The sequence below is a fragment of the Brevibacillus sp. SIMBA_040 genome (assembly GCF_046535075.1).
Taxonomy (GTDB): domain Bacteria; phylum Bacillota; class Bacilli; order Brevibacillales; family Brevibacillaceae; genus Brevibacillus.
This window is the reverse complement of the sequence record NZ_JAWRXI010000001.1, coordinates 78,991-103,277: the sequence shown is the minus strand read 5'-3', so window position 1 is coordinate 103,277 and position 24,287 is coordinate 78,991. Positions and strand designations below refer to the sequence as shown.

The 24,287-nt window shown below is 49.1% G+C and carries 21 protein-coding genes; 9 read left to right on the top strand and 12 right to left on the bottom strand.

From position 1 onward, the window contains the following. The first annotated feature begins 196 nt into the window (after nt 1-196). A complete protein-coding gene (ssuE, locus tag SB752_RS00530) occupies nt 197-751 on the top strand; it encodes an NADPH-dependent FMN reductase (RefSeq protein WP_410713808.1) in 555 nt (184 codons plus the stop codon). 87 nt (nt 752-838) lie between these two features. Here ssuE and SB752_RS00525 read toward each other — a convergent pair whose 3' ends face one another. Beyond that, nucleotides 839-1,075: a hypothetical protein gene (locus SB752_RS00525; RefSeq protein WP_410713807.1), complete on the bottom strand. Its 237-nt coding sequence runs from the start codon at nt 1,073-1,075 to the stop codon at nt 839-841. A 230-nt stretch (nt 1,076-1,305) separates the two neighbouring features. On the opposite strand from SB752_RS00525, the gene SB752_RS00520 reads away from it, so the two are divergent. After that, the gene (locus tag SB752_RS00520) at nt 1,306-2,487 is read left to right on the top strand and encodes an MFS transporter (RefSeq protein WP_410713806.1); all 1,182 of its coding nucleotides are present in this window, start codon (nt 1,306-1,308) and stop codon (nt 2,485-2,487) included. On the opposite strand, the gene SB752_RS00515 is transcribed toward SB752_RS00520, so the two are convergent. Continuing rightward, nucleotides 2,484-3,431 (bottom strand): helix-turn-helix transcriptional regulator, encoded by a 948-nt coding sequence (locus SB752_RS00515; protein WP_410713805.1) that lies wholly within the window; start codon nt 3,429-3,431, stop codon nt 2,484-2,486. The two genes, SB752_RS00520 and SB752_RS00515, sit on opposite strands and share 4 nt — an antisense overlap. Before the next feature lie 137 nt (nt 3,432-3,568). On the opposite strand from SB752_RS00515, the gene SB752_RS00510 reads away from it, so the two are divergent. After that, nucleotides 3,569-4,456, top strand: a complete 888-nt coding sequence (locus tag SB752_RS00510; RefSeq protein WP_410713804.1) for an SDR family oxidoreductase — start codon at nt 3,569-3,571, stop codon at nt 4,454-4,456. Here the strand turns inward: SB752_RS00510 and SB752_RS00505 are convergent. Genes SB752_RS00505 through SB752_RS00490 form a run of 4 tightly spaced genes read right to left on the bottom strand, consistent with a single transcriptional unit; the run spans nt 4,435 to nt 9,622 of the window. Further along, nucleotides 4,435-5,685, bottom strand: a complete 1,251-nt coding sequence (locus SB752_RS00505; RefSeq protein ID WP_410713803.1) for a benzoate/H(+) symporter BenE family transporter — start codon at nt 5,683-5,685, stop codon at nt 4,435-4,437. The genes SB752_RS00510 and SB752_RS00505 overlap by 22 nt on opposite strands. 34 nt (nt 5,686-5,719) lie before the next feature. Continuing rightward, entirely contained in the window at nt 5,720-7,165 is a 1,446-nt protein-coding gene (locus SB752_RS00500) for a sigma-54-dependent transcriptional regulator (RefSeq protein ID WP_410713802.1), read from the bottom strand. Then, nucleotides 7,137-8,447 carry a sensor histidine kinase gene (locus SB752_RS00495; protein WP_410713801.1) on the bottom strand — a complete coding sequence of 437 codons (1,311 nt, stop codon included), beginning with the start codon at nt 8,445-8,447 and terminating at the stop codon, nt 7,137-7,139. The genes SB752_RS00500 and SB752_RS00495 overlap by 29 nt, the downstream gene beginning before the upstream one ends. Before the next feature lie 26 nt (nt 8,448-8,473). Further along, nucleotides 8,474-9,622 (bottom strand): iron-containing alcohol dehydrogenase, encoded by a 1,149-nt coding sequence (locus SB752_RS00490; RefSeq protein ID WP_410713800.1) that lies wholly within the window; start codon nt 9,620-9,622, stop codon nt 8,474-8,476. A gap of 241 nt (nt 9,623-9,863) precedes the next feature. Between SB752_RS00490 and adhP the strand changes: the two genes are divergently transcribed. From adhP to SB752_RS00470, 4 genes are all read left to right on the top strand, one after another. Beyond that, complete coding sequence (adhP, locus tag SB752_RS00485; protein ID WP_213022094.1) at nt 9,864-10,877, top strand: alcohol dehydrogenase AdhP; 1,014 nt, start codon at nt 9,864-9,866, stop codon at nt 10,875-10,877. A 183-nt stretch (nt 10,878-11,060) separates the two neighbouring features. Continuing rightward, on the top strand, nt 11,061-12,374 hold the full coding sequence (locus SB752_RS00480; protein ID WP_410713799.1) for a helix-turn-helix domain-containing protein: 1,314 nt from the start codon (nt 11,061-11,063) through the stop codon (nt 12,372-12,374). Between the two features lie 101 nt (nt 12,375-12,475). Further along, the gene (locus SB752_RS00475; protein ID WP_410713798.1) at nt 12,476-13,855 is read left to right on the top strand and encodes a YfcC family protein; all 1,380 of its coding nucleotides are present in this window, start codon (nt 12,476-12,478) and stop codon (nt 13,853-13,855) included. Between the two features lie 19 nt (nt 13,856-13,874). After that, nucleotides 13,875-14,984 carry a mandelate racemase/muconate lactonizing enzyme family protein gene (locus SB752_RS00470; RefSeq protein ID WP_410713797.1) on the top strand — a complete coding sequence of 370 codons (1,110 nt, stop codon included), beginning with the start codon at nt 13,875-13,877 and terminating at the stop codon, nt 14,982-14,984. A gap of 65 nt (nt 14,985-15,049) precedes the next feature. Here the strand turns inward: SB752_RS00470 and SB752_RS00465 are convergent, their stop codons facing one another. From SB752_RS00465 to SB752_RS00445, 5 genes are all read right to left on the bottom strand, one after another. Continuing rightward, nucleotides 15,050-15,550 (bottom strand): DUF6843 domain-containing protein, encoded by a 501-nt coding sequence (locus SB752_RS00465; protein WP_410713796.1) that lies wholly within the window; start codon nt 15,548-15,550, stop codon nt 15,050-15,052. 20 nt (nt 15,551-15,570) lie between these two features. After that, on the bottom strand, nt 15,571-15,876 hold the full coding sequence (locus tag SB752_RS00460) for a hypothetical protein (RefSeq protein WP_410713795.1): 306 nt from the start codon (nt 15,874-15,876) through the stop codon (nt 15,571-15,573). A 136-nt stretch (nt 15,877-16,012) separates the two neighbouring features. Beyond that, entirely contained in the window at nt 16,013-17,485 is a 1,473-nt protein-coding gene (locus SB752_RS00455; RefSeq protein ID WP_410713794.1) for a sodium:solute symporter family protein, read from the bottom strand. Continuing rightward, the gene (locus SB752_RS00450) at nt 17,482-17,676 is read right to left on the bottom strand and encodes a DUF3311 domain-containing protein (RefSeq protein WP_103104546.1); all 195 of its coding nucleotides are present in this window, start codon (nt 17,674-17,676) and stop codon (nt 17,482-17,484) included. The genes SB752_RS00455 and SB752_RS00450 overlap by 4 nt, the downstream gene beginning before the upstream one ends. Before the next feature lie 12 nt (nt 17,677-17,688). After that, nucleotides 17,689-18,843 (bottom strand): M20 metallopeptidase family protein, encoded by a 1,155-nt coding sequence (locus tag SB752_RS00445; RefSeq protein WP_410713793.1) that lies wholly within the window; start codon nt 18,841-18,843, stop codon nt 17,689-17,691. Nucleotides 18,844-19,040: 197 nt separating this feature from the next. Between SB752_RS00445 and SB752_RS00440 the strand changes: the two genes are divergently transcribed. Both SB752_RS00440 and SB752_RS00435 read left to right on the top strand, forming a co-directional pair. Beyond that, entirely contained in the window at nt 19,041-20,276 is a 1,236-nt protein-coding gene (locus SB752_RS00440) for a MerR family transcriptional regulator (protein WP_410713792.1), read from the top strand. Between the two features lie 231 nt (nt 20,277-20,507). Further along, nucleotides 20,508-21,278, top strand: a complete 771-nt coding sequence (locus tag SB752_RS00435; protein ID WP_410713791.1) for a 3-hydroxyacyl-CoA dehydrogenase — start codon at nt 20,508-20,510, stop codon at nt 21,276-21,278. 159 nt (nt 21,279-21,437) lie between these two features. Here SB752_RS00435 and SB752_RS00430 read toward each other — a convergent pair whose 3' ends face one another. After that, the gene (locus SB752_RS00430) at nt 21,438-24,056 is read right to left on the bottom strand and encodes a winged helix-turn-helix domain-containing protein (RefSeq protein ID WP_410713790.1); all 2,619 of its coding nucleotides are present in this window, start codon (nt 24,054-24,056) and stop codon (nt 21,438-21,440) included. Nucleotides 24,057-24,287 lie beyond the last annotated feature (231 nt).

Here is a 24,287-nt window from a genome sequence, read left to right as displayed (position 1 = left end):
GAAAGCGAGCGATTGACATCCAATCATTAGCAGTGATACGATATAGAAGTAATTACCAAGTAATCTTATGTGGATTTAGTAATTTGGTAGCCGACCGGATAACTGGAGGCACGGTTTCGTCTTATGATACGACTGTGCCTCTTTTGTTTTTGATAGGCAGTAAAAAATAGACTACAAGCGAAGGGAGATTCATTCCATGGCAAAAATTGTAATTGTTTCAGGGAATCCAACCAAGACGTCCAGACTCGACATCATACTTGGAGTAGTAGAAAAGCAGTTGAAGGACGCAAACGTAGAGATAGAGTGGATTCGCGTGCGCGATTTGCCAGCAGAGGATTTGCTTCATGCGAAATTTGACAGTGAGCCGATCATCCGAGCAAATGCACTCATTGAGCAAGCTGACGGAGTCGTGATCGCTACTCCTGTCTATAAAGCATCGTATACGGGTGTACTCAAAGCCTATTTAGACCTGCTCCCGCAAAAAGGTCTGGAAGGCAAGCTGGTCCTGCCGCTGGCGATCGGGGGAACGATTGCGCACCTATTGGCGCTCGATTACGCGCTGAAGCCGCTACTGACGGCGCTTGGTGTAAGACACATACTCGCCGGTGCATTTGTACAGGATACACAGGTGAAAAAGAACGAGGACGGCACGGGCGAGCTTGACGCCGAAGCAGCCCGGCGCTTGCAGGAATCGACAGAGCAGTTCGTACATGAGCTGCACTGGCATGTTACGAAGAAACAAGGCAATTAGCAAGAGCAGATTGTCAAATAGAGATGTGAAAAAGGATGCGTTGACAGCAGGTACTTGTACTCGCCAGCGCATCCTTTTTCTTTTCTCTTACTTTTTTCGATCAAGAAACAGGAGAACAAAGAGAAAAATACTGAGGGCAAGGAAAAAAACAACATACCCATTTGTCACGAGGGAGGGTAGCTCTGGTTGAGACGGAAAGCTCCCTGTTTTTGCTTGCATCTGACCGATCCAGGAATAGTATGCAATCGCTCTCTCGGCTGTATATATGATTCCGCTCGCAAGGAACATAACGACGGCCAAAATGAGATAGAGGCTTGATTTCATTTTGGGAACACTCCATTTCCAAATGTATACAACAAAGCGTAACATAGATAGGCATACGAAAAAAGCAGCATAATTCCTTGAAGTATGCAGGGAAAGCGCCTGGGTCACTATGGTACTAGGGAAAAAGATGGTCCAGCAAATGTGCTCACTCGGCAGGAAAATGAAGCCAGAAGCGAAATGAGTACAGGAAGCCGTGTGAAAGTACTCGAGAAGAAAGCAGGGAACAGCAAATGTCAGCACCGTACAAAAAAGTATTTTGGGCAGCCGGTTTCGGCTGGATGTTTGATGCGATGGATGTTGCACTTTTATCATTTATTATGGTAGCACTCAGGCAGGAATGGGGATTATCAGGGGAAGAAGTCGGGTTACTCGGGACCGGCAATTTGGTCGGAATGGCGGTAGGTGCGTTTATTGGCGGGTTTTTAGCTGACCGGATTGGACGCAAGCCGATCTTCTTACTAACGCTTTTGCTGTTTGGGGCTGCGAGTCTCGCCAGTGCTTTTGCCACCGGCTTTTTGTCCATGTTACTATTCCGATTCTTGATGGGGCTCGGACTTGGGGCAGAGCTGCCAGTGGCTTCGACGCTGGTCAATGAATTTGCTCCAGCTGAAAAGCGAGGACGTACCGTCGTGCTTCTGGAGAGCTTTTGGGCCGTGGGCTGGATTGCGGCAGCAGTCATTTCCTACTTTATCATTCCAGACTACGGCTGGCGCATTGCCGTGATCATCGGGGCTTTGCCTATCGTGTACGCACTTTTTGCGCGTAAAAGCATTCCAGAGTCACCGATGTTTCAACCAAGAGCAGAGAGGGTTCCGCTGAAAAAGCTATGGACAGCTCATCAAAAGGAAACATTGACTCTGTGGGTAGTTTGGTTTGCGATTACCTTTTCCTACTACGGCATGTTTCTCTGGATGCCATCTGTACTTGTCGACAAAGGCTTTACGATGATTAAAAGCTTTCAGTACGTTTTGATCATGACGTTGGCTCAGTTGCCCGGGTATTTCGCTGCTGCCTACCTCGTGGAAAAGTGGGGAAGGAAAAGTACGCTGGCGACATTTTTATTCATGACCGGGATCATGGCGTATGCATTTGGTCAAAGCAGTGGTACGACTGGTCTTTTGGTCACGGGAGCCTTGCTCTCCTTCTTTAATCTGGGAGCTTGGGGAGCGCTTTACGCCTATACACCTGAGAACTATCCGACACCGCTTCGGGCAACAGGCTCGGGCTTTGCATCAGGAGTTGGGCGCATCGGCAGTATTATCGCACCCTATCTCGTCGGCTATTTCTCTGCCCTTCACTACAGCTACACGTTCATTTTTGGGATGTTTACCGTTGTTCTTATAGCGGGCACCATCGTGCTTTTCGTAATCGGCAAAGAAACAAAAGGGACAGAGGTCGCAAGTGCCAGTTAACGATAAAGACTGATGGTAGCCGAGGCGACGGCAATGATTTTTTCCCGCAGCTCGGCAGGCTCTATCACTTTCATTTGTGCGCCGTAGCCGAGCACAAGCTCACACGCTGATTCAAGCGTATGGAATTCCACCTCAGCTTCGATCCAGTCGTTTTCGCTTGACTGGGTCGAAGCTATTTTTACATAACGTTCAGCTGCGAGACGATCCATGGCCTGCTCACGTACCCAAATGCGAGCAGGGTAGCGGGGGAGAGATGCCTTGAAGTCCTGTGTAGACTGTTCCCAAAAGGAAGCAAGCTCAAAGCTCTCAGGCCTGACAAACGACTCCTCCAGCATCTGTACAGCGATCAAGCGTGAGATGCGGTATGTGCGCAAATCCTCCTCGACTTGTGCGACCAAATACCACACACTCCGCTTGGCCACCAGCCCAAGTGGATGAATCATTCGCTCCACTTCGGTGCCGCTGCGATTGTAGCGAATAAGAAGCTTTCGTTCCTGCCAGACGGCTTCTTGGATCAAAGTCAAATAAGGGAAGGTTTCATCGGATTGGTGCCAGCCAGCGCCGTCAATATGGAGCCGCTCCCGGACGTGATCTGCGCTTTGCTGAACCGTTTTTGGCAAGGCAGATTCCAGCTTCGACAAGGCATCTTCAAAGCTCTCATCCATCCCGAGGTCGCGCAGCAGCGCAGTGGGGGAGGCAAGCAGCAGTGACAGTAGTTCATCTGTTTTCAAGCCAGTCAGATTGCTTCGATAGCCATGGGACAACGACCATCCCCCACCTGCACCTCGCTCGGCATAAACAGGTACTCCCGCCCCGCTCAATGCCTCCATATCGCGATGTATCGTTCGCTCCGATACCTCCAGCTTCTCTGCCAGCTCTTTTGATGTCAGACGTTCATGATTTTGCAAAAGCAGCAAAATAGATAGTAGCCGATCTGCCCGCAATAGACTCACTCCTTATGAAAAAATACCGATCTTTGGTTTTTCTATTTTATCGTACCGAATATGACAGCAGTTGTCATATTTACTTTTGTAGACTGAATTCATAGCTAATAATCAAATGAGAAGGAGGTGTTTTTCATATGAAGTCATTGAAAGGAAAAGTAGCACTGGTTGCGGGCGGTACTCGCGGAGCTGGACGAGGAATTGCGGTAGGACTCGGAGAAGCGGGAGCGACCGTCTACGTAACTGGAAGAAGCACAAGAGGGCAAATGTCCGACATGGCACGTACGGAGACGATTGAGGAAACAGCCGAGCTGGTTACGGCCGCAGGTGGACACGGGATTGCGGTTCGCGTCGATCATACCCAGCCCGAAGAAGTGAAAGCGTTGTTTGAGCGGGTGAAGCTGGAACAGGACGGGCAGTTGGATTTACTAGTCAATGATATTTGGGGTGGAGATGCGTTGATGGAATGGGAGAAGCCATTTTGGGAGCAAGAGCTGGCATCGGGTATATTGATGCAGGAGAGAGCGGTGCATACGCATTTGATTACGAGCCATTACGGCGTGCCGCTTATGCTGGAGAGAAAAAAAGGACTGATCATAGAGATTACCGACGGCATTGATTATCGGTACCGAGGCAACCTCTACTACAGTCTGGCAAAAATCTCGACGATCCATCTTGCGCAGGCGATGGCACAAGAGTTACGTCCGCATGGCATTACAGCTGTTGCTTTGACGCCAGGCTTCCTGCGTTCAGAAGCGATGCTTGATCATTTTGGCGTGACCGAATCCACGTGGAAAGATGCTGCGGAAATCGATCCGCATTTCATCGTTTCCGAAACCCCTTATTATATCGGTCAGGCAGTTGTTGCACTCGCGACAGATCCTGCGATTGCAGACAAGTCAGGAAAGACGCTGAGCACATGGGGGCTTTCTGACGAATACGGCTTTACGGATCGGGATGGAACCAGACCGCACTGGGGGCGATATGCTGAGGAGCAAGGCTTCTATCGCTCGGATGAAGCCTGAGAAACTCCCTTTTTGACAAACCATTTGCGCAGATCGCCATTCAAAATCATATTCGTAACAACACCGGCAATCAGTCCCCAGAAGGCAGCGCCAATTCCGCCGATGGAGATGCCAGAGATTGTGACGAGGAAGGTGACGAGCGCACTTTCCCGGTCTCTCGGCTCCGTCATCGCCTGCGCTAGACTGGAGCTGAGAGAAGCAAACAATGCCAGACCGGCAATGACCGCAATCAGCTCTTTTGGCATCGCGGAGAAAACAGAGGCGATCGTGACACCGAACATCCCGAAGACAAGATAAAAGGCTCCGCAAGCAATTCCTGAAATATACCGTTTGGTGTGATCAGGATGCGCTTCCTTGCCCGTGCAGATTGCAGCGGTAATTGCGGCCAGATTAATGCCGTGTGCGCCAAACGGTGCGAGCAGCAAAGAAGCAAGACCGGTGGTTGCGACAAGCGGACTGGCTGGCGTATCATAGCCGTCTGCTTTTAGCACCCCGATACCAGGAGCATTTTGGGAAGCCATCGTAACGATGCACAGAGGAATACCTAATCCAATAATGGCATCGAGTGAAAAGCTGGGCAACGTAAAAATCGGATTGACCAAGGCGATGTGCACCCCATCCAGATGCAAACGGCCGAGTCCAAAGGCGACGACCAGACCTACCAGAAGCGTCAGCACAACCGCATAGCGCGGAGACCAGCGCTTGGCAAACAAATAGCAAAAAATCATCGGCAATGCAAGGGCGGGGAGATGCTGCATCGAGACGAACACCTCGACTCCAAAAGAAAGCAAAATACCTGCCAGCATGGCGGTTGTAATCGATTGGGGCACGTATTTCATAAGCGTAGAAAAGAGTCCGGAAACCCCTAGCACCGTTATGACAACCGCAGAAAAAATATAGGCGCCAATCGCATCTGCGTATGGATAGACGGTCAGACTGGAGACGAGCAGCACAGCGCCTGGTGTAGACCAAGCTGTGATGACAGGCGTTTTGAACCAAATGCTTAAAATGATGGCAGTCAGCCCGCTCCCGATCGAAATCGCCCAAATCCAGGAGGAGAGTAGGCCATCGCTGAGTCCAGCTCCTTTGGCTGCCTGGAATACGATCAGCAATGGACCGGCGTAGGAAACCATGGTAGCAATGAGTCCGACGATAATAGCTGAAACAGATACATCAGCTGGAATGCTTTTTAATGAAGAGATCGACCAATGATGTTTTTGTGAAGACACAATGCGTAAAGCCTCCTACCTGGGGGCAGCAGCGTTAGCCTCCCCCTTTTTCGTTTAAAATGTAGCGGATGGTTCGTTTCGTGATGTTCAGCTTTTTGCTAAGTAGCTGTCTGTCGCCCTTTGTCTCGGTCAAGCCCTGCTCGATAATCGATCGTCCGATTTCGCCTTCGAGCATTTTGATGCGCTTGATCAAATGCTCAAAGTCAAAACCTTCAATCGATTTCACGTTGCGTGTAATCGACTCCACAAACCGCGCACACTCCTGATCGATGGCGTTCTCCACACCACAATAAGAAGTAGAGGGGCTTGTTTGTCGTTTTCCTTTTTCGCGAATGGTTGCTGGCAAATGCTCCGAGTGCAGCACTTGGCATTCGTGCAGGGCGAGAGTCTGATTAAGCACGTTGATGAGCTGGCGAACATTACCCGGCCAATGGTAAGACTGGAGCAGCTTCATCGCCTCTGAAGTAATTTCGCATGGCGTACCACTGCGTTTTTCCAAATAAAAATGGGCGATCGCAGGGATATCCATGGCACGCTCACGCAACGGAGGAATGGACAGCTTGATTCCTTCCAGGCGGTACAACAAATCACTGCGAAAACGATTCATTTCCACCTCGTGCTCAAGATCACGGTTGGTGGCAGAAATAAAACGGATATTACTCTGTCCGACCTGCTCACCGCCAACTCGCATGAATTCTCCCGTTTCCAGCGTACGCAGCAGCTTGACCTGAATCGTATGGGGTGCTTCGCCAATTTCGTCGAGAAACAGCGTGCCGTTGTGGGCCAGCTCGAATAAGCCTTTGCGTGCCTTGAACGCTCCGGTGAAGGCTCCTTTTTCGTAGCCGAACAGCTCACTCTCCAAAAGAGATTCAGGGACTGCTCCGCAGTTAAATGCGACAAAAGGCTGCTGCGAGCGGTTGCTTGCCCCGTGCAAAAACCGCGCCATCAACTCCTTGCCTGTTCCTGTTTCGCCCTCCACGAGTACGTGTATTGCCTTTTTTGCTAATTTTTTGGCGATTGCGGTTACTTTGGCCATCGGACTCTCTGGTGAATACACAATACCATATTGTGCAGCTTCTTGGGATAGTTCATCTGCTTGCTGGAAAGAAGACTCCAGTACAGCGTCGATGACCTGCTCCAAGCTGTCGAGATCGTCAAAAGGCTTTTCCAAATAGTCCCTGGCTCCCGATTGCATCGCCGTTACCGCTGATTTGATCGTGCTGTAGCCCGTCATGATTAGCACCTCGCAGGAAGGAAACACTGCTTTGATTCGCTTGAGAAGCTCAAGCCCGTTTGAATCGGGCAATTTTAGATCGACCAGTGCGGCATGAAAGGGCTCACGCTGATTTTGCAATAGGTGCTCCACGTCCTTGCCTGAATTGGCTACGATGACGTCGCAGTTTTTTTGTCGTAGGAAATAGGTGAAAAAAGTGGTGACCTCTGTTTCGTCATCAACGATCAACATCCGTTTCTTTTCCATGGATACCCTCCTCCTCTGCTAATTGTGGCAAAAGCAGCGTAAACAGGCTGTAGGTCCCCTCAACACTTTCGGCAAACAGCTTACCTCCGTGTGCTTCCGCGATTCCCAGACTGACGGAGAGCCCAAGTCCCGTTCCTTTTGTCTGGTCCTTGGTGGAATAAAATGGCTGGAATATTTGCTGGAGCAGCTCGGGCGCAATCCCTGAGCCATTATCGTGCACAGACAGTCCCACATAAAGACGTCCCTCTTCCTCCAGCTGGAAAGAGCGGATCGTGATTTGCGGGTCCTCCTTTTCGGCGAGAGCATCTCTGGCATTGAGCAGCAGATTGATCACAATCTGCTCGATTTGATGACGGCTCCCGTGAAAGAGCAGGGGAGGATGTGCCATTTCCCGATTGACGGTCAGACCAGATACAGACAGCTGGTAGCCGATCAGACCAAGCACATCCTCAACCACCTCGTCAATGGAAATGGTAGCGAATAAGTACTCTTCTTGTCTGGAAAAGGTAAGCAAGTTCTGGATGATCTTTTTGCAGCGGACCCCGCACTGGTAGATGTCCTTCATCAAGGGAGCGGAGGGAGTAGCAGTCATTTCGCGCATGAGCAATTGCGCATTGCCCAAAATCGCGGTTAACGGACTGTTCAGCTCGTGGGCGATTCCGGCCGCCATTTCGCCAATGGCCGCCATCTTGGCTGACTGAATGAGCTGGGCCTCGATCTTGATCTTTTCACTCACATCCTGAAACAGCAGGCTGTTCTCCACAGCTACACCTACATGGCTGGCAATGAGCTGGAACAAATCGGTCTCATCCCGATTTGTTTGCCGCTCCTCCCGATGGAATAGAGTCAAAAAGCCGAACGTCTGGTTCAGCTGGCTGCGCAGCGGAACGGAGGTGGCATAGTGCTCTGGTAGCACTTCCCGCAGATCGAGATGGTACTGCTCAATCAGGAGAGGGGCTTCTCCCAGCACGGATTTGGTCAAGGTATGGCATTGCCAGCTATCTCCCGTCCATTTGGCTAAATACGAGGACAGGATGCCGCCTTTGACGATGGTTAGGGCGAAGTGCTCAAACAACAAAATTTGGGAGAGCTGTGTTGCAATATAAATACTGGTTTGCGGCCAGGTCGCATTGATTTGGATTTGCGTCAGCTGATTGATGACGGCAAGCTGCTTGTTTTTCTTTTTCATCTCCTCGACGAGGTAGATCAGCTCGCTGTAGTAGCTTTTTCGGGAGGATTGGATACCCGTCAGCTTTTCCAGAAGCTCCTGTTTGTTTTGCATGATTGACCTCCTCTAAAGAACAACTCCTACAGGGCTTGGCGGAAGAGAGCGGCGACGTCCTGCACACTCATATCGCGCGGATTGGTTGCCATGCACACATCATTTAATGCATGAGCACTTAGCAAATCAATCTGCTCGGGATGGAGTCCTATGGCGGACAGTGATTCGGGAACACCCAGATCTCTCGCCAGATCCTTTACAGCCTTGAGCGTCAGGCGTGATGCGTCGTGTGCGCTCAGCCCTGATGTATTCTCGCCCAGACATTCAGCGATTTGCCGATATTTTTCGGGAGCTGCGATGTAGTTGTATTCAAGTACATAAGGAAGCAGGATGGCGTTGACCTCTCCGTGCGGGGCATCGAGGAAACCGCCAAGCTGGTGGGACATGGCGTGTACGGCACCGAGAATCGCATTGGAAAAGGCGATGCCAGCCTGAAGACTAGCCATTGCCATCTCGTGCTTCGCTTCGGCGTTATATTGACTGGCCACAGAGGGACGCAGATGCTTGGCAATAAGCCGCATGGCTTGAAGCGAGTGTACCTCCGTCAGCGGTGTCGCAGCAAGCGAAATATATGATTCAATAGCATGTGTCAGGACATCCATGCCAGTATTGGCTGTAAGCTCTTTATCTTTTGTCATGAGTGTTTGCGGATCGATGATGGCGATATCAGGAATGAGCGACTTGGAGATGATGGCCATTTTTACTTTGCGGGCGCTGTCTACAATGATCGAAAACTGCGAGACCTCGGAGCCGGAGCCAGCGGTGGTCGGCACCATCACCATAGGGGGAAGCGGATGCATGATGTTGTCGACGCCTTCGTACTGCACGATGCTTCCTTTATTCGTCGCGAGGAGAGCGATCGCTTTGGCAGCATCGATCGAGCTGCCTCCGCCAACACCGAGAATTGCGTTGCATTCCTGAGCACGATATTCTGCAATCCCTGCGTGAATCTCGTAGTCTTTTGGATTTGCGGTTACGTTTGTCCAGAGATGATACTCCAGGTTTTGCTGCTTCAAATAGGAAATGATACGTTCTGTCCAGCCAGCGTTTACGACGCCGAGATCACTGACGAAAAAGACGCGGGTCGCTCCCAATCTGCGCAGACTTTCCCCGATTTGGGTAATAGACTGGTTTCCAAAAATGATTTCCGGTGTCATGAATTTGGATATTTGCATGCTTCTTCCCCCTTTTTCCGCTATTAAAGTAATACCGCAGAGTAGAGGAATTTCCCTTTTTCAGCCAAAAGGTCGGCAAGTGGGCCGTTTTTTTGGCTCATCAAGCCGAAAGTTTGACCAGGTGGGGACCTGCTTTGTGGAGAATGCCTTGCTAAATAAAGCGCTTACAGTTGGCACGCTGCTTGCTACTAGAAAGAGACAGATTGCCTATCCATGAGTGAAAAGAGGGGGAAAGAGTAAAATGAAAGCAGCGATTGTAAACGAGTTCCATCAAAAGCTGGAGGTAAAGGAAGTAGCCGTTCCTGAGGTCGGACACGGTGAGGTTCTCGTGAAAATTAAAACTTGCGGTGTCTGCCATACGGATCTGCATGCAGCACATGGGGATTGGCCGGTGAAGCCAAAGCTCCCGCTCATTCCAGGTCATGAAGGTGTAGGTGTGGTTGAAAAGCTCGGGGAAGGCGTAACGTCCCTGAAGCTGGGCGACCGCGTAGGGATTCCATGGCTGTTCTCGGCATGCGGAGAGTGTGACTATTGCTTGACTGGCTGGGAAACGCTGTGCAAGCAGCAGCTGAACGGCGGATACTCCGCAGATGGTGCTTATGCGGAATACTGCGTGGCTCCGGCAGCATATGTGGCACGAATTCCAGATGAGCTGGGGGATGTGGAAGCGGCTCCGATCCTTTGCGCAGGGGTAACTACTTACAAGGCATTGAAGGTAGCGAATGTAAAGCCGGGAGAATGGGTAGCGATCTATGGAATCGGAGGCTTGGGTCACGTAGCGCTGCAATATGCCAAGGCAATGGGCTACAACGTAGTAGCTGTCGACATCCACCAGGAAAAACTGGAGCTGGCAAAAGAGCTGGGTGCAGACGTAACGATCAATGGCAGTGAGGTAGACCCGGTACAAGCGATCGAAGAGCAGGTTGGCGGTGTGCATGGGGCGATTAGCGTTGCTGTGACCAAAAAAGCGTTCGAACAGGCGTACAAGTCGGTGAGACGCGGCGGTTCGCTCGTCGTCGTTGGACTGCCAAATGCCGAGCTGCCGATCCCGATTTTTGATACCGTATTGAACGGCGTAACGGTAAAAGGCTCCATCGTGGGTACACGCAAGGACATGCAGGAAGCATTGGATTTTGCAGCACGTGGCAAAGTGCGTGCGATCATCGAGACACAGCCACTGGATCAAATTAACGAGGTATTGGAGCGTTTGGAAAAAGGTCAAATCAACGGTCGTGTCGTTTTGACCATGGAATAGTAGATGTTTGGGTAGCACGAGGCTGTCGAGCAAATCGGCAGCTTTTTTACTTTCACACAGGTCTTGTTCTATGAAAATAAACGAATCGCTAGAACAATCAAACTTTTTTATGGCGTTTTCTCGCAATCTTGCCTATAATGCTCCGTAAGTGAAAAACACTGCATGGAAAGGAAGGGAAAAGACATGTTGATTCGCTTAGCCGTCATCACTCCAGAGGATTTTGCGCCGCTGATTACGGAGTGTGCAGAGGAGTTTACCAATATCCTGTATACAACTTATTACTACGGTAACCCGATGGAATGCGATCAACTGATGGAGCAGATCCAGGATTGCGATGTTTTGCTGTTTGCAGGACCGCTGCCGTATTATTTTTTTGCCAATCGCGCCACGAGTCAAAAGAAGATTCCGGCTGTCTATATTCCATCTGATGAGTACACGCTCACGTTAAACCTTGGGCATATTTTGTTAAACAGAGAGGAAGGACTGAAATCTCTCTCTGTAGATATCCCGAAGCTAGCGTATTTGCAGCAGGCAGTGGATGAATGGCAATTAGACGCTACAGGCTGGTCCGTGAGGGACTATAGCCAAATCATAGATGGCGTAGGAACAAAATTTGACCCAGATGAGCTGATTTCGTTTCACCGGGAAAATTATGAAAGCGGTCGCAGCAATCTCGTCTTGACGAGTGTGGATTATGTTTATGTGCAGCTGCGTGACGCCGGGATTCCGTGTGTCAATCTGATTGTGCCAAAGAAAAGCATTAGAGAAACAGTGGCGAAGGCTGCACATCTCGGTCAGCTCATGATTAGTGAAAATGCACAAATTGCGGTCGGGCTGGCAGCGATTAATCAAGTCGCCGGTGACACTGGAACCGGTATAAAACCAGATGCAGGAATCATGCTTCAGCAAATGCTGTTAGAGCTGGGCAAGGAAACGGATGCGTCCATTCAGCAATTGGGACTGGACCAGTTTATTATTTATGGGACAAGAGGCAGTATCGAACAAATGACGAGCGACTTTACCCACATGCCTGCGATGGGCAATATGGAGCAATTATTCAATGTTACGATCAGCATGGGATTCGGATTCGGCTTGACGGCAAAAGAGGCAGAGGCAAACGCACGGATCGGATTGTTTCATGCGCGTAAACAGCCTGCAAGCAGTGCTTTTTTGGTGACCAATGTAAAAGAAGTAATTGGGCCACTGGATGCTAACTCACGAGCGTTCCATCTGAAAAGCGACAATCGCGACATTTTGCATGTAGCCGACCAGACAGGACTTAGTGTCGCTACCATAACGAAGCTATCTTCGTTTATTAATCTGCGTCGAGATAATCGATTTACCGCGACTGATCTGGCAGAATACTTGCAGTTCAGCAGAAGAAGTGCAGAGCGTATGCTTAAAAAGCTGATGGAAAAAGGCTTTGTCGAGACGGTAGGGGAGGAGCAGCCTTATCAGCAGGGCAGGCCTCGTGCAGTTTATCGCATCAATTTTTAGAAAATTCTCTTGACTAAAACTCTGAATCTTTGTATATTTATTCACAATTAACGACACCATAACGACAATTGTCGTTAATGGAAAAAAATGGAGGGTTTGCCATGGCTTCTAGAGTGCCTCACGTTTTTGTCATTTTATTTTCTGTCATTTTATTGGCAGCACTGGCGACGTATGTTGTTACTCCAGGAGAGTACGATCGGGTCGAGGACGCGAGTGGGCGGATGATCGCTGTAGAAGGCAGCTACCATGCGGTAGAGCCGCAACGGGCAGGATTCATGGATGTATTTCAATCCATTTATACGGGAATGAACAAGGCCTCTGACATTATCTTCTATATTTTTATCGTAGGTGGTTCCTTTGGGATTTTGCGTTCGACTAATGTAATTGAGGGTGCGGTCGGAAGTATTTCCAAAAAAATGGCCGGTCGGGAAAAGCTGATTATTCCGGTTCTGATGGTATTTTTCTCTCTGGCAGGGGCCATGCTCGGTTTAGCTGAAGAAACGATACCGTACATTACAATTCTCGTTCCGCTTATGCTGCGACTCGGATTTGACTCTATTACTGGGGCAGCAGTTGTCCTTTTGGGGACTTCGGCAGGCTTTACTGCTGCATTTATGAATCCGTTTACCGTTGGGGTAGCCCAGGGGATTGCGCAAATCCCGGTATTTTCCGGAATGGGCTTTCGGATTGTTGTCTGGGCAGTATTCATTACAGTCAGTACTTGGTTTGTGATGCGCTATGCAGACAAGGTGAAAAAAGATCCAACGAAAAGTCCAACTTATGAAGCGGATTTGTTAGTGAAGGAAAAGCAGGCACCGATTGAACAACTGGCAACACTGACTGGACGGCAAAAGCTCGTTTTGGGCATTTTGCTCACTACGCTGGTTGTGTTAGCCATCGGGGTATCCAAGTTTGGGTGGTACCTGACGGAAATCGCAGGCTTGTTTCTGTTGATGGGAATCGTCATGGGGGTTATTGCCAAGCTATCCTTTAACGAGATTGCAGAGGCATTTATCGATGGCTGCCGCTCACTTGTCATGGGGGCATTAGTGGTTGGGGTGGCACGTGCGATTCTCGTGATTTTGCAGGATGGATTGATCATGGATACCATTTTGTACGGGTTGGCTAACGCGGTAGGCTCGCTCCCTAGTGGCTTTACAGCAATCGGGATGTACGTCGTTCAGTGTCTGATCAATTACATCATTCCTTCTGGTAGTGGACAAGCTGCAGTAACGATGCCAATCATGGCTCCATTGGGAGATTTGGTTGGGGTTACACGTCAGACAGCAGTCCTCGCTTTCCAATTGGGTGACGGGATATCAAACATTTTTACGCCGACTTCAGGGTACTTCATGGCGGGACTTGCTTTGGCAGGGATATCTTGGATAAAGTGGGCGAAATGGATTTTGCCGCTCATCATTACGCATTATGTACTCGGAGCAATCTTTGTTACGATCGCGCATATGATCGGCTATCAATAAACAACAAGGGGATAGAGTAGTGAAAATTACGTCAGTAACCGTAACGGGGATCAAGCTTCCGCTCATTCGTCCATTCATCGTCGCTTATGAAACCTACTACGATATGCCAACTCTATTGATCAAAATCGAAACGGATGCTGGTATTACAGGGTACGGGGAAGCCACACCGGATCAGCATGTGACCGGGGAAACGTGGGAGAGCACGTACAGTATGCTCGTCCATCATCTGGCGCCGAGCGTGATCGGAGAAAACCCTTTTCATATCGAACGAATTCACGAAAAAATGGCGGAGCTGGTGTACGGTTCACCCTCTGCGAAAGCTGGAATTGACATCGCTTGCTATGACATCATGGGCAAGGTAACGGGGCAGCCAGTTTATAATCTGATCGGCGGTCGCTACTATGAAGAGCTTTCTGTGCCGTATGTAGTGAGCATACTGGAGCCAGAGGTCATGGCCAAAGAGGCAGCAAATGCGCTCACACAAGGCTACAGCACAATTAAAATCAAGGTCGGCACCGATCCGATCATCGATGTGGAGCGTATCCGAGCCGTGCGAAAAGCGATTGGCGATTCGGTCCAATTGCGGGTCGATGCAAACCAGGGCTGGCGCAATCGCGCTACGAGCATGTGGGTACTTGATCAGGTGAAGGATTGCAACATCGACTGGATTGAGCAGCCTGTCGTCGCGGATGACATTACCGCGCTTGCGGAGATACGGCGTCAAACAACGATTCCGGTAATGATCGATGAAGGCGTGCATGGTGATCGCGAAATTCGGGAAACCATTGTCAAGCAGGCTGCTGACAAGCTGAACATCAAGCTGATGAAATGCGGCGGGATTTACCCAGCGACAAGACTGGTAGCACAAGCCGAAATGGCTGGCATGCAGTGTCAAGTAGGGTCAATGGTAGAATCGGCAATCGCATCAGCGGCTGGTGCACATCTATGCACTGCCAAAAAGGCGATCATCTCCAATGAACTCGTTGGACCGTTGATGTTCTCCCGTGATGTAGCGGTCATGCCGTTTGAAGAAAAGGTCATCAAGCTGACAGAGCGTCCTGGACTTGGTTTGGAAGTAGATGAACAGGTAGTCGCAGAGCTTGCGCAGATGTCGACGGTGATTGTATAGGAAACGAAATAACAGAAAAGGTAAAGCGTCGATTGTGGACGCTTTACCTTTTTTTGGCAAAAGATTCATTTGTAGTACTCGTTTAATAGATGCTTGAGCACCTCGTTGCTTCCAGCAATTCCTGTTTCCTGAAAATCTGGGCCGCATTTGCTAGTGGTGACCTGCAGGCTGGTGTAGCTAATATTGATTTCATCAGGCATGCCTATGTTTGTGGAGTAACCTCCCGTGCCATTGATCCGCAAACAATCGCTTGGAATTTGCGTGCGCTGTCCGTTTTTATCGACGTAGTAATACTTGTCAGTCACCAAGCCGTAATCCATGTCGGGCGTAGAAGTAGCGAAGTAGCCCTTGTCATTGATGATATGCAGGTCAAAATCGCCTTCCTTTGTCAGTGGCGGGGCGTTTTTTACATTGTAGTAGGCATAGACAGTCCCTTCGTAGCCTTCCGGAATGAGATAGATGTCATTCGTCGGGCCTTGCTGCGTGCATCCACTGACAACTAGTAAAACAGCTGATAATAGTAGAAGGGTTACTACTCCAATTGATCGTTGTTTTCCTTTCAGCATTCTTCGTTTCTCCTCATCTACTAATTCGTAATAAAATTCAAATCAAAGTTAAACGAAGTCTTGTTCACTTGTGTGACTTGCTTTGTATTCTCATCATACTCCATAATCACGACTCTTGTTTCAGCGTCATCTCGCTTCTCTACGATAGCAAAGCGATTTTTATCTATCTGTGTCACAGAAGAATTCGAGAGTACCGGAATCGTAGGAAACGATGGCATATTGAACGAGGGAGTATTGAGGCTTGCTGCTGGTTTGTTGGCAATAAAGAATAAACAGAGAAGAATACCAGCAAGTAGAATCGTTTGAATCTTTTCTTTCCATTTCATGTTATTACCAGCCTTTCTGTAGCATTGTCTCTGATGGTAACACAAAAAGGATGCGGGAAAAACAGCTGAAACTGACGACAAAAAACGCGGGCTCCCGCGTTTTTCTTATGCAACCACGTTTCTAACAAATCAAGACTTAAGCAACCGAGTGCGTAGGCTCTGCATCGCTTTTTACAGCCCTTCTTGTAAAAGCACTTACCGTTAGCGTCACAATCACATTGATTGTAAAAGCGATAATCCCGATATCAAAATCCTTGAAGGCTTGCGGTATCGCTGGAAAAAGATTGGCCATAGAGGCATTGCTCAGTGTCGTATACAGGACGGCAGCAAGACCCGCGATAATTCCGCTGAATGCACCTTGAACCGTGACCGGATTTTTCTTCCACAGGCTGAAAAAGAGAGCAGGGAAGAGCTGCGTCACCAGGCTGTAGCCCATAATCAACAGCGTGACGATCGTATTTCCGCCATTAAAGGTAAAGTAGAGGGCAGCGATTGCGACGACCGGAACCAGATAACGGGTCAAGCGGACAAGACTGACATCTGTCGTTTCCGGCTTCCATATTTTATAGACGTTTTTGGACAAGATCGTTGCCGCTACATTGAGCATCATCGAGCTAGGGACGAGAGCGGCGAGGATACCGGCAGCACCGATCACACCGACAAACCACGGATCAAAAGTAGCCTTGGAGAGCTTGAACAGGGCCAAATCAGTATCAGAGCCTTTGAGGCCTGGCACCTGGAAGATCGCGGCAAAGCCGATGAAGATAACGAAGACGAGCACGATTTGATACATAGGCATCAGAATCGCATTGCGGCGCAGCGCCTTGCCGCTTTTGGCAGCGTAGGCGGCACTAAACGTATGCGGCCACATATAGGACCCGAGCGACCACAAAATGAGGGTAGACACAAACCAGTACGTCGAGAGACCGCTTTCAGGAAGAACCAGAAAACCAGGATTCGCTTGATCAATAGACTTGAACATCTCCACGAAACCGCCGTGATAGTGTAGCGGCAAATAAAAGCCCATGAAGATGACGACACCGAGAATCAGAAAATCCTTGAGCACAGCAGTCCAGGCGGCGCCGTGAATTCCGGAGAGCATGACGTAGACGGTGACCGTAAGCACACCGATCCAGATCGCAGCAGAGGGAGAGATTGTCCCGTACGAAGCCTCAGATACGATGATTCCCAGCCCTTTCAGCTGAAGGACGAGATAAGGAATCATGGAGATGACCCCGACAATCGCTACCAAAACGCCTAAAGCGGTACTGTTGTATTTGCTTGCAAAAAAGTCAGATTGAGAGAGCAGATTTTTCTCTTTGGCATACTTCCAGATGGGAGGCAGCAGCCAATAGGACAAGACGAAGTACGCAGCATTGAAGATGTAGAAGGCAGGCGCACCGGCCGCATACGTGAAACCGCTTGCACCAAGAAAGGTAAAAGTAGTAAACGCCTCACCAGCCATTAAGAGAAAGACGAGCATGGAGCCTAGACCACGGTTTCCTACAGACCATTGCTCCAGTGTCATTTCCTTTCCTTTTCGAGCGCGGAGAGCCAAATAAATCGATAGGGCCATAAATGCGGTAATGATGAGCAGAGCAGAATTCATTCGTCATCGCCTCCTTGGTTGGCAGGGTCGAGCTTGTAAACAATCCACATGAAAACCGAAGTTAAAACAAGCCAAAGCACCATCCAGAACAGGATGAACGGCATACCGAGAACATACGGCTCGACCTTGTTGATGACGAGAAGGGAAAAGAAGACGGGAATGATGCTGAGCAGATACAGCCATTTTTTCATGAAAAGCCCTCCTTATGTTTCAAACTGCTGTATCAATTCAAGAAATAAGCGGATGGCGGTCGGGATTGCCTCTTCATCGATATCAAATTGGGGGTGATGATGTGGATACATGCTTTTTTTTCCCCCCATGCCGACGAAAAGATAGACGCCAGGCTTTTTCTCCAAGTAATAAGAGAAGTCTTCGGAGCCCATCATCGGCCCGATCGGTAAAAGCATATCTGGACCAAAGCTCTCCGTGATGACCTGACTTGCGTACCTGGCGAGCTTTTTGTCGTTGATGACAGGCGGGGCACCCCAGCCGAATTCTACTGATCCCTTGGCCAAATAGCCGGCACAGATTCCTTCTACCATACGGGTCATCTCAGCGACGATCATGGCTCTTGTTTCATGGGACAAAGTCCGGATCGTACCGCCAATCGTTGCTTCATGAGGGATGACATTGTAGGCTATGCCTGCCTCCATTTTGCCCACAGAGATTACAGCTGGCTCAAGAGGATCAAGTCGTCTGCTCACGATCGATTGAAGGGCAAAAATGATATGGCTCGCAATATAGGTGGGATCTACCGTTTCGTGTGGCATGGAGCCATGGCCGCCCTTCCCTTCAATCCGGATCGTAAAATCATCAGCGGCGGACATGGTAGCGCCTTCACAAACGCCGATCTTTCCGAGTGGAAGGGTTTGCATAAGATGTAACCCGAAAACGACATCTGCTTTGTCGACAGCTCCTTGCTGGACGAGTGCTTGAGCGCCGCTCGGCAATGCTTCCTCTGATGACTGAAAAAGAAAGAGGATGTTATGCTTGCATAAGTGGCGATGCTCGGAAAGCCATTTGGCAACAGCGAGAAGAACCGCAGTATGTCCATCATGGCCGCACATATGGGCAACGCCAGGGATCTTGGACTGATAGCTTTTTTCTCCTTGTTCCATGATGGGGAGGGCATCTATATCGGCACGCAGCGCGATCGTTTTAGCCCCACTCGTCCCTTTTAAATAACCGACAATGTTTGGCGGCTGGTAGTCCAGTACGTCGATGTGGAGTTCCTCGAGGCAGCGTCTGATGTACGCGCACGTTTCGAATTCCTGACCGGATAATTCCGGATATTGGTGCAGATGACGACGGTGGGCAATGGCCCAATTCGTTAAATCCTGTGATACAATCGTTTGCATAGTTAAGCCTCCTGTGCTGAAGAAAACCAAATGGAATATTTTGACAAGTAATATTATTTTCACTTTTCTGTCCTTGATGTGCTTTAGTGTAAACAGTAGAGGTAACTTGAGGTCAATAGACGATTCACGTGCTTTTTTTCAAAAACATAGAGTTAGCTCCAGTTTTTTGAGTGAGATGACAGATGGAGGATACCCGCATGAAAATAGGAGCGTTTGCGAAGCAGTTTGATGTCTCGATTGATACCGTTCGTTACTATATTGATTTGGGGCTCCTCGTGCCGGTGAAACAAAAGACGCAATATGAAATGAACCAGACATGCATAGAGGATATGACCTTCATTACAGAGCTGAAGAAGCTGCATTTTTCCTTGCAAGAAATTCACAAAATTCTGTCCTACAAGCGAATCACTCATTTTCGCGAAGAAAACGACATTCATTATTTTGTAAACCTGCTGACAGAGAAAAAAGCCAAGCTGGCGGAAGAGCTAAATCAGATCGCCCAAACGATCCAGCAAATTGACCAGCTCATCGAAGAAACCTCGAAATCACAGGTGCAGGAAGCTGTAAAAGGGATGCCGCTGTCGTTTGTGTCGTATTTATACTGTCCGAGCTGCCGTGTGCCGCTCAAGATGACGGATGCTTCCATTCAACAGACCAGTGTGTACGATGGAGTGCTCGCATGTTCTTGCGGCTATCAGGCAGAGCTATTCGAAGGCATTTTGATTACGGACAACGTCACTACCTCTCCTTACCACTCTTGCATTTATGATGAGGAGATCATCAAAGAATGGAGTCCGAATTTTATCAGCTTGACCGAAAAAAGCTGTCTGGCTATGTACAAAGAACTGTCCAGGCACGATTTGAAACACAAGCTGATTGTGGAAACGAATGTGGATATTTTCGTTTCCATGACCAAGTATTTGCCGCTGCTCGGTGAGGAAATAAACTATGTTTTTTCCGGGCATTCATTAGAAATGATGAAACGGCTGAAAAAACGGGTCGAGTATTCCTGTCCGAATGCGACTGTTCTGTATATCGTCAACAGCGATCTGCAGTTGCCGCTTCGTCCGCAATCTATTGATTATTTCATAGACAGCTTTTCCTTCAATCAATTTTCACTCTTGAACAAAAGACTGCCGTGCGAGATTCTCGCGCCATACCTGTATGAAGATTCCAAGATTTTGGGAACGTATATGTTCTTTGCACCCGCCTCCAAGTCGTTGAAAAAGATTAAAGAGATGTATCCTGATCCTCATCCGAAAGCTTACGCGCTAGGTTATTTGGAGGAAAATATGGATGGCCTGGATGCCAAGCGTTTTCAAAAAGAACATGTTGGGCAAACCGATAACCCTGGCAGCTATTTCATCTATCATGTAGAGCAGGAAATGGCTCATTTGTACGCTTACCAATACGCCTACAAAGAGCGAGGCTGAAGGATACAGAGCAAACCATAAAGGAGAAAAAGTGTTCACGTCCCGGACAGTAAATGTTTGCGAACTGTCTTCGTACAAGAAAAAATAGACACCTCGTTCCTTGCCAAAGCCATAGATAACAAGGGGTCTGTTGGCTGGTATCCGAATTGCATCATGAAATCGTGGTCGCCGATCCAAGAAGCACCACTAAGGGTTTGGTTGATGAGGATTTTACCGAAAGGAGAGAATGGCGTGGAAATTCGCGATGTAGTTGCCATTGTGACTGGTGGAGCCTCCGGATTGGGAGCCGCCACTGCGAGAAATGTGGTAGAGCATGGAGGAAGAGTAGCCATTCTTGATCTGGCGGAGGAGGCTGGCAGGGGATTGGCGCAGGAGCTGGGACGTGATCATGCGCTGTTTATCCAGACGGATGTAACGAGTGAAGCGAGCGTCCGGGAAGCGATTGATCGAGCGACCGGAGCATTCGGAACAATTCATGCCGCGATCAACTGTGCAGGGGTCGATCTTGCGCAAAAGACACTTTCCAGAAACGGTCCGCATCATTTGGATGCCTTCACGAAAGTGATTTCAGTCAATCTGATCGGTACGTTCAACGTGATTCGTTTGGCAGTGGAGCAGATGGCAGGGAATGAACCTACCAAAAACGGGGAGCGAGGCGTTGTCATCAACACAGCTTCGGTAGCTGCATTTGACGGTCAGGTCGGTCAGACGGCTTATAGTGCATCTAAGGGCGGGATTGTCGGTATGACACTTCCTTTGGCTCGTGATTTGGCTCCTTATGGCATCAGGGTTATGACGATTGCGCCGGGATTGTTTGATACTCCTTTATTTGATAAGCTTCCTCGCTCGGTAAAAGAGTCACTGGGAGCAACGGTTCCTTTTCCGCCACGCCTTGGTGATCCGCGAGAATTCGCGATGCTTGTCACTACGATCATCCAAAATTCGATGCTGAATGGGGAAACAATCCGGCTGGACGGAGCGATTCGGATGCAGCCGAAATAACCATAGATCATAGATAGATCATATTTACGAGTGATAGAAAAAAAGAGTCCTGCTGCTTTTTGAGCGGACTCTTTTTTCTAACCTTCCAGAATTTATAAGCGCGACGCGGGGGTCGCTCATCTTTTAAAAGTCCTCGATAGAGGTTTTTCTATAGCGATTCTAGTGATCAGGAAGTACTTCCTTTTCAACCAAAGCGATATCCTGGGCCTTTAACACAGCCTGTGTACGATTAGTCACCCCAAGCTTTCCGTATATTCGATGCAGGTAAACCTTGACTGTCCCGACTGTATTTCGCAGCTCCTCAGCAATTTGCTTATTGGATGCACCTTGGGCCAGCATAGACAAAATGAGCATTTCCTTCCCTGTCAAAGGTTCGATTAAAGGTGAAGGGATCTCGATCACTTTGCTTTGTTCTTTTTTGGGACATAAGGAAAGCAATTTCTTCACATAGGCTGGCGAAACAATCGGTGTGAGCTTGTTTACCCTTCTCTTACTGCGTTCCTTGTAGGCTGTGAGCAAGTGAGACATGGCAACTCCATGGTCGATAAAGCTGCGCGTATATTGGTTCGCTTCCCCGATTACGAGCGCCTCATGCAAAGACAGCAGTGCCTCTGGCTTTTTTCCAAGCTGCTGCAATGCCAGTGCTTGCATGACTGCAATGTCCACCTGGCTGGTCAGCAGTCCTTCTCTTTTTGCAGCAGGTCTTAGCTTATTCAAAATTTGTAGAGCTTCGTGCTCCTGATTTTTTTGAAGCTGCAAATGAACGTAGGTGAGCAGCTCCAGCTCTTTGTGGATCGTGGGCTGTTCTAAAAAAGAAAGAGGCAGCGCTTCGAGCTCCGACTCAGCCTGTGAAATATCCCCTTCCTGCAAAGCAATCCGCACAAGAAAGGCGCGCAATGAGGAAAGCCAGTGGGAGGCAGACCAGTGCTGGATTGTATCGAGAGCATCTTCGATGATGGCGCGCGCAGCTTGAGTATTTCTCTGGACGAGCTTGATTTTTGCAAGTGTCAACGAATACGGAACGAAAAGTCCAGCAATTCGCTCGCGGCGAGAGGCCGGCTCTACCTGACCTAAAAGCTTGAGGCTGTCCTCTAGTTGATTGCGCTCGTAGTACCCTTCTGCCATCGCTTGGATGACGTACAGATTGATCAAGGATTCCTGCCAGCCTTGAGCGGAAATTATTTCGCTGAAACGCCTGCCGACACTCTCGGTTTGAGCGGATATCATCCCTTTTAGACCAAATGAGGTGCGCCTGATAAATGGCTCCGTCGTATTGAAATTAAAGTGATAAAATAGCGGGTCCTCCGGCAAGGTTTGATCCAGCTGAGAGGAGCTGGCCACCCAGCTATCGAAGTCGCCCGTGGCAAAGGCGAGATTGGCTTTGACGAACAACAGGCCGCTGAAAAACTTGAGCTGTTCTTCGGAAACGTCCATGGCTGCACATTGCTTGTCCAGACGGATGAGCGCTTCTTTTGCCCGATTGGTTTTTCCACACGTAATTAAAATAAAAGCGTGCAGCAATGATAGAACCGGGGGCAGCATGTCAGACGGCTGGGGAAAGCTGTCCAACCAGCGCAAGAGCGTGGCAAACTCCCCGAGCTGGATCAGTGTAGAGATATGCTGCTCCAGGAAGTGTGCAGCAAGCTGGTAATCCGTTGCTGCAAGCGCATGATCAATCGCCTCTTCATACAAGCCTCGTCCAGCAAAGGACTCGCTTGCGACCCGGTGAAGCTCCAGCGATTTTTTCGAATCAAGCTGGTATAGCTGGTTGCGCAGGAAGTCTGTAAACAAATGATGATACCGATACCAGCTTTGATAATCATCCAGTGGGACCAGGAAAATATTTTGGGCGTGCAGCTGGTTCAGCATTTGCTGGCTATTCGATTGCTCGGTGAGTGCATCGCATACTTGTGCATCCATCCGCGACAAAATGCACGTTTGCAGTAAAAAGCGCTGTGTATCGAGTGGGAGTCTCAGCCATACCTCATGCAGCAAATACTCCGAAATGTTGCGATGAGAACCGGTAAAGCTTTGGAAAAACTGATCTGGTTGTGCTGTATTGGCAAGCGAGATGGCAGCCAGTTGTAGTCCTGCTACCCATCCTTCTGTACGCGTCTGCAGCTGGTCCATTTGCTGTGAGGACAGGGGGAGCTTATGGACCTCACGATAAAAGCAATTTGTTTCCTCCTGCGTAAATAGGAGCTGCGTGGCGTCCAGCAGGTATGCTTCGTGGCGCAAGCTCCATTTTGAGGTGGAAAACGGGAGCTTGCTGCGACTGGCGATATAGAGATGAACGTTGCTTGGCGCGTATTCGATAAAATAGCTAAGACTCGCATGAACCGTGTCTTCGTTCAGCGTATGATAATCGTCGAGAATGATGACTACATGCTGATCGATGGAAGACAACTCATTGAGGAGGGAGTCAATGAATGTGTAGATAGAGGTGTGCGAGGTAGCTTTTAAGGAAGGCTCCATCCGTTCTGCAAGCTGGGGATGCACGGAGCCTGATAATGAAAAGACGATATATCGCCAAAACCGGATTAAGTCATTATCCATCTCATCGAGTGACAACCATGAGGCAATGGATTTGTGCCGATGTGCCCACTGAGTGAGCAGGGTTGTTTTCCCGTATCCGGCGGGTGCAAGCAAAGTGGTCAGTCTGCCTTCCAATCCACGATCCAAGAGCTCAAGCAGCTTCTCTCTGGCAATTCGATGGGATTGGAACGACGGCAGGGCAGTTTTTGTCTTTAGCATAATGGAATGCTCAAAGCGATCCATGGTTCCTCCTTTCGCTTATGCATACTCAGTCATATGACCCCATTATACTTGTTTTCTTGCGACGTTCGACATATGAAAGGCAGAAATAGAAAAAATTGAGACTATATTCTTGATGGTTGGCGATCCCTGCGCAAATTCCGCCATTTTTCTTTTAGCCGTCGGTTTTACGCGAGAAATTTCCTTTACTGAAAGACAGACTTCAACAGGCTTTACGCGCGTTGCCCACTAGAA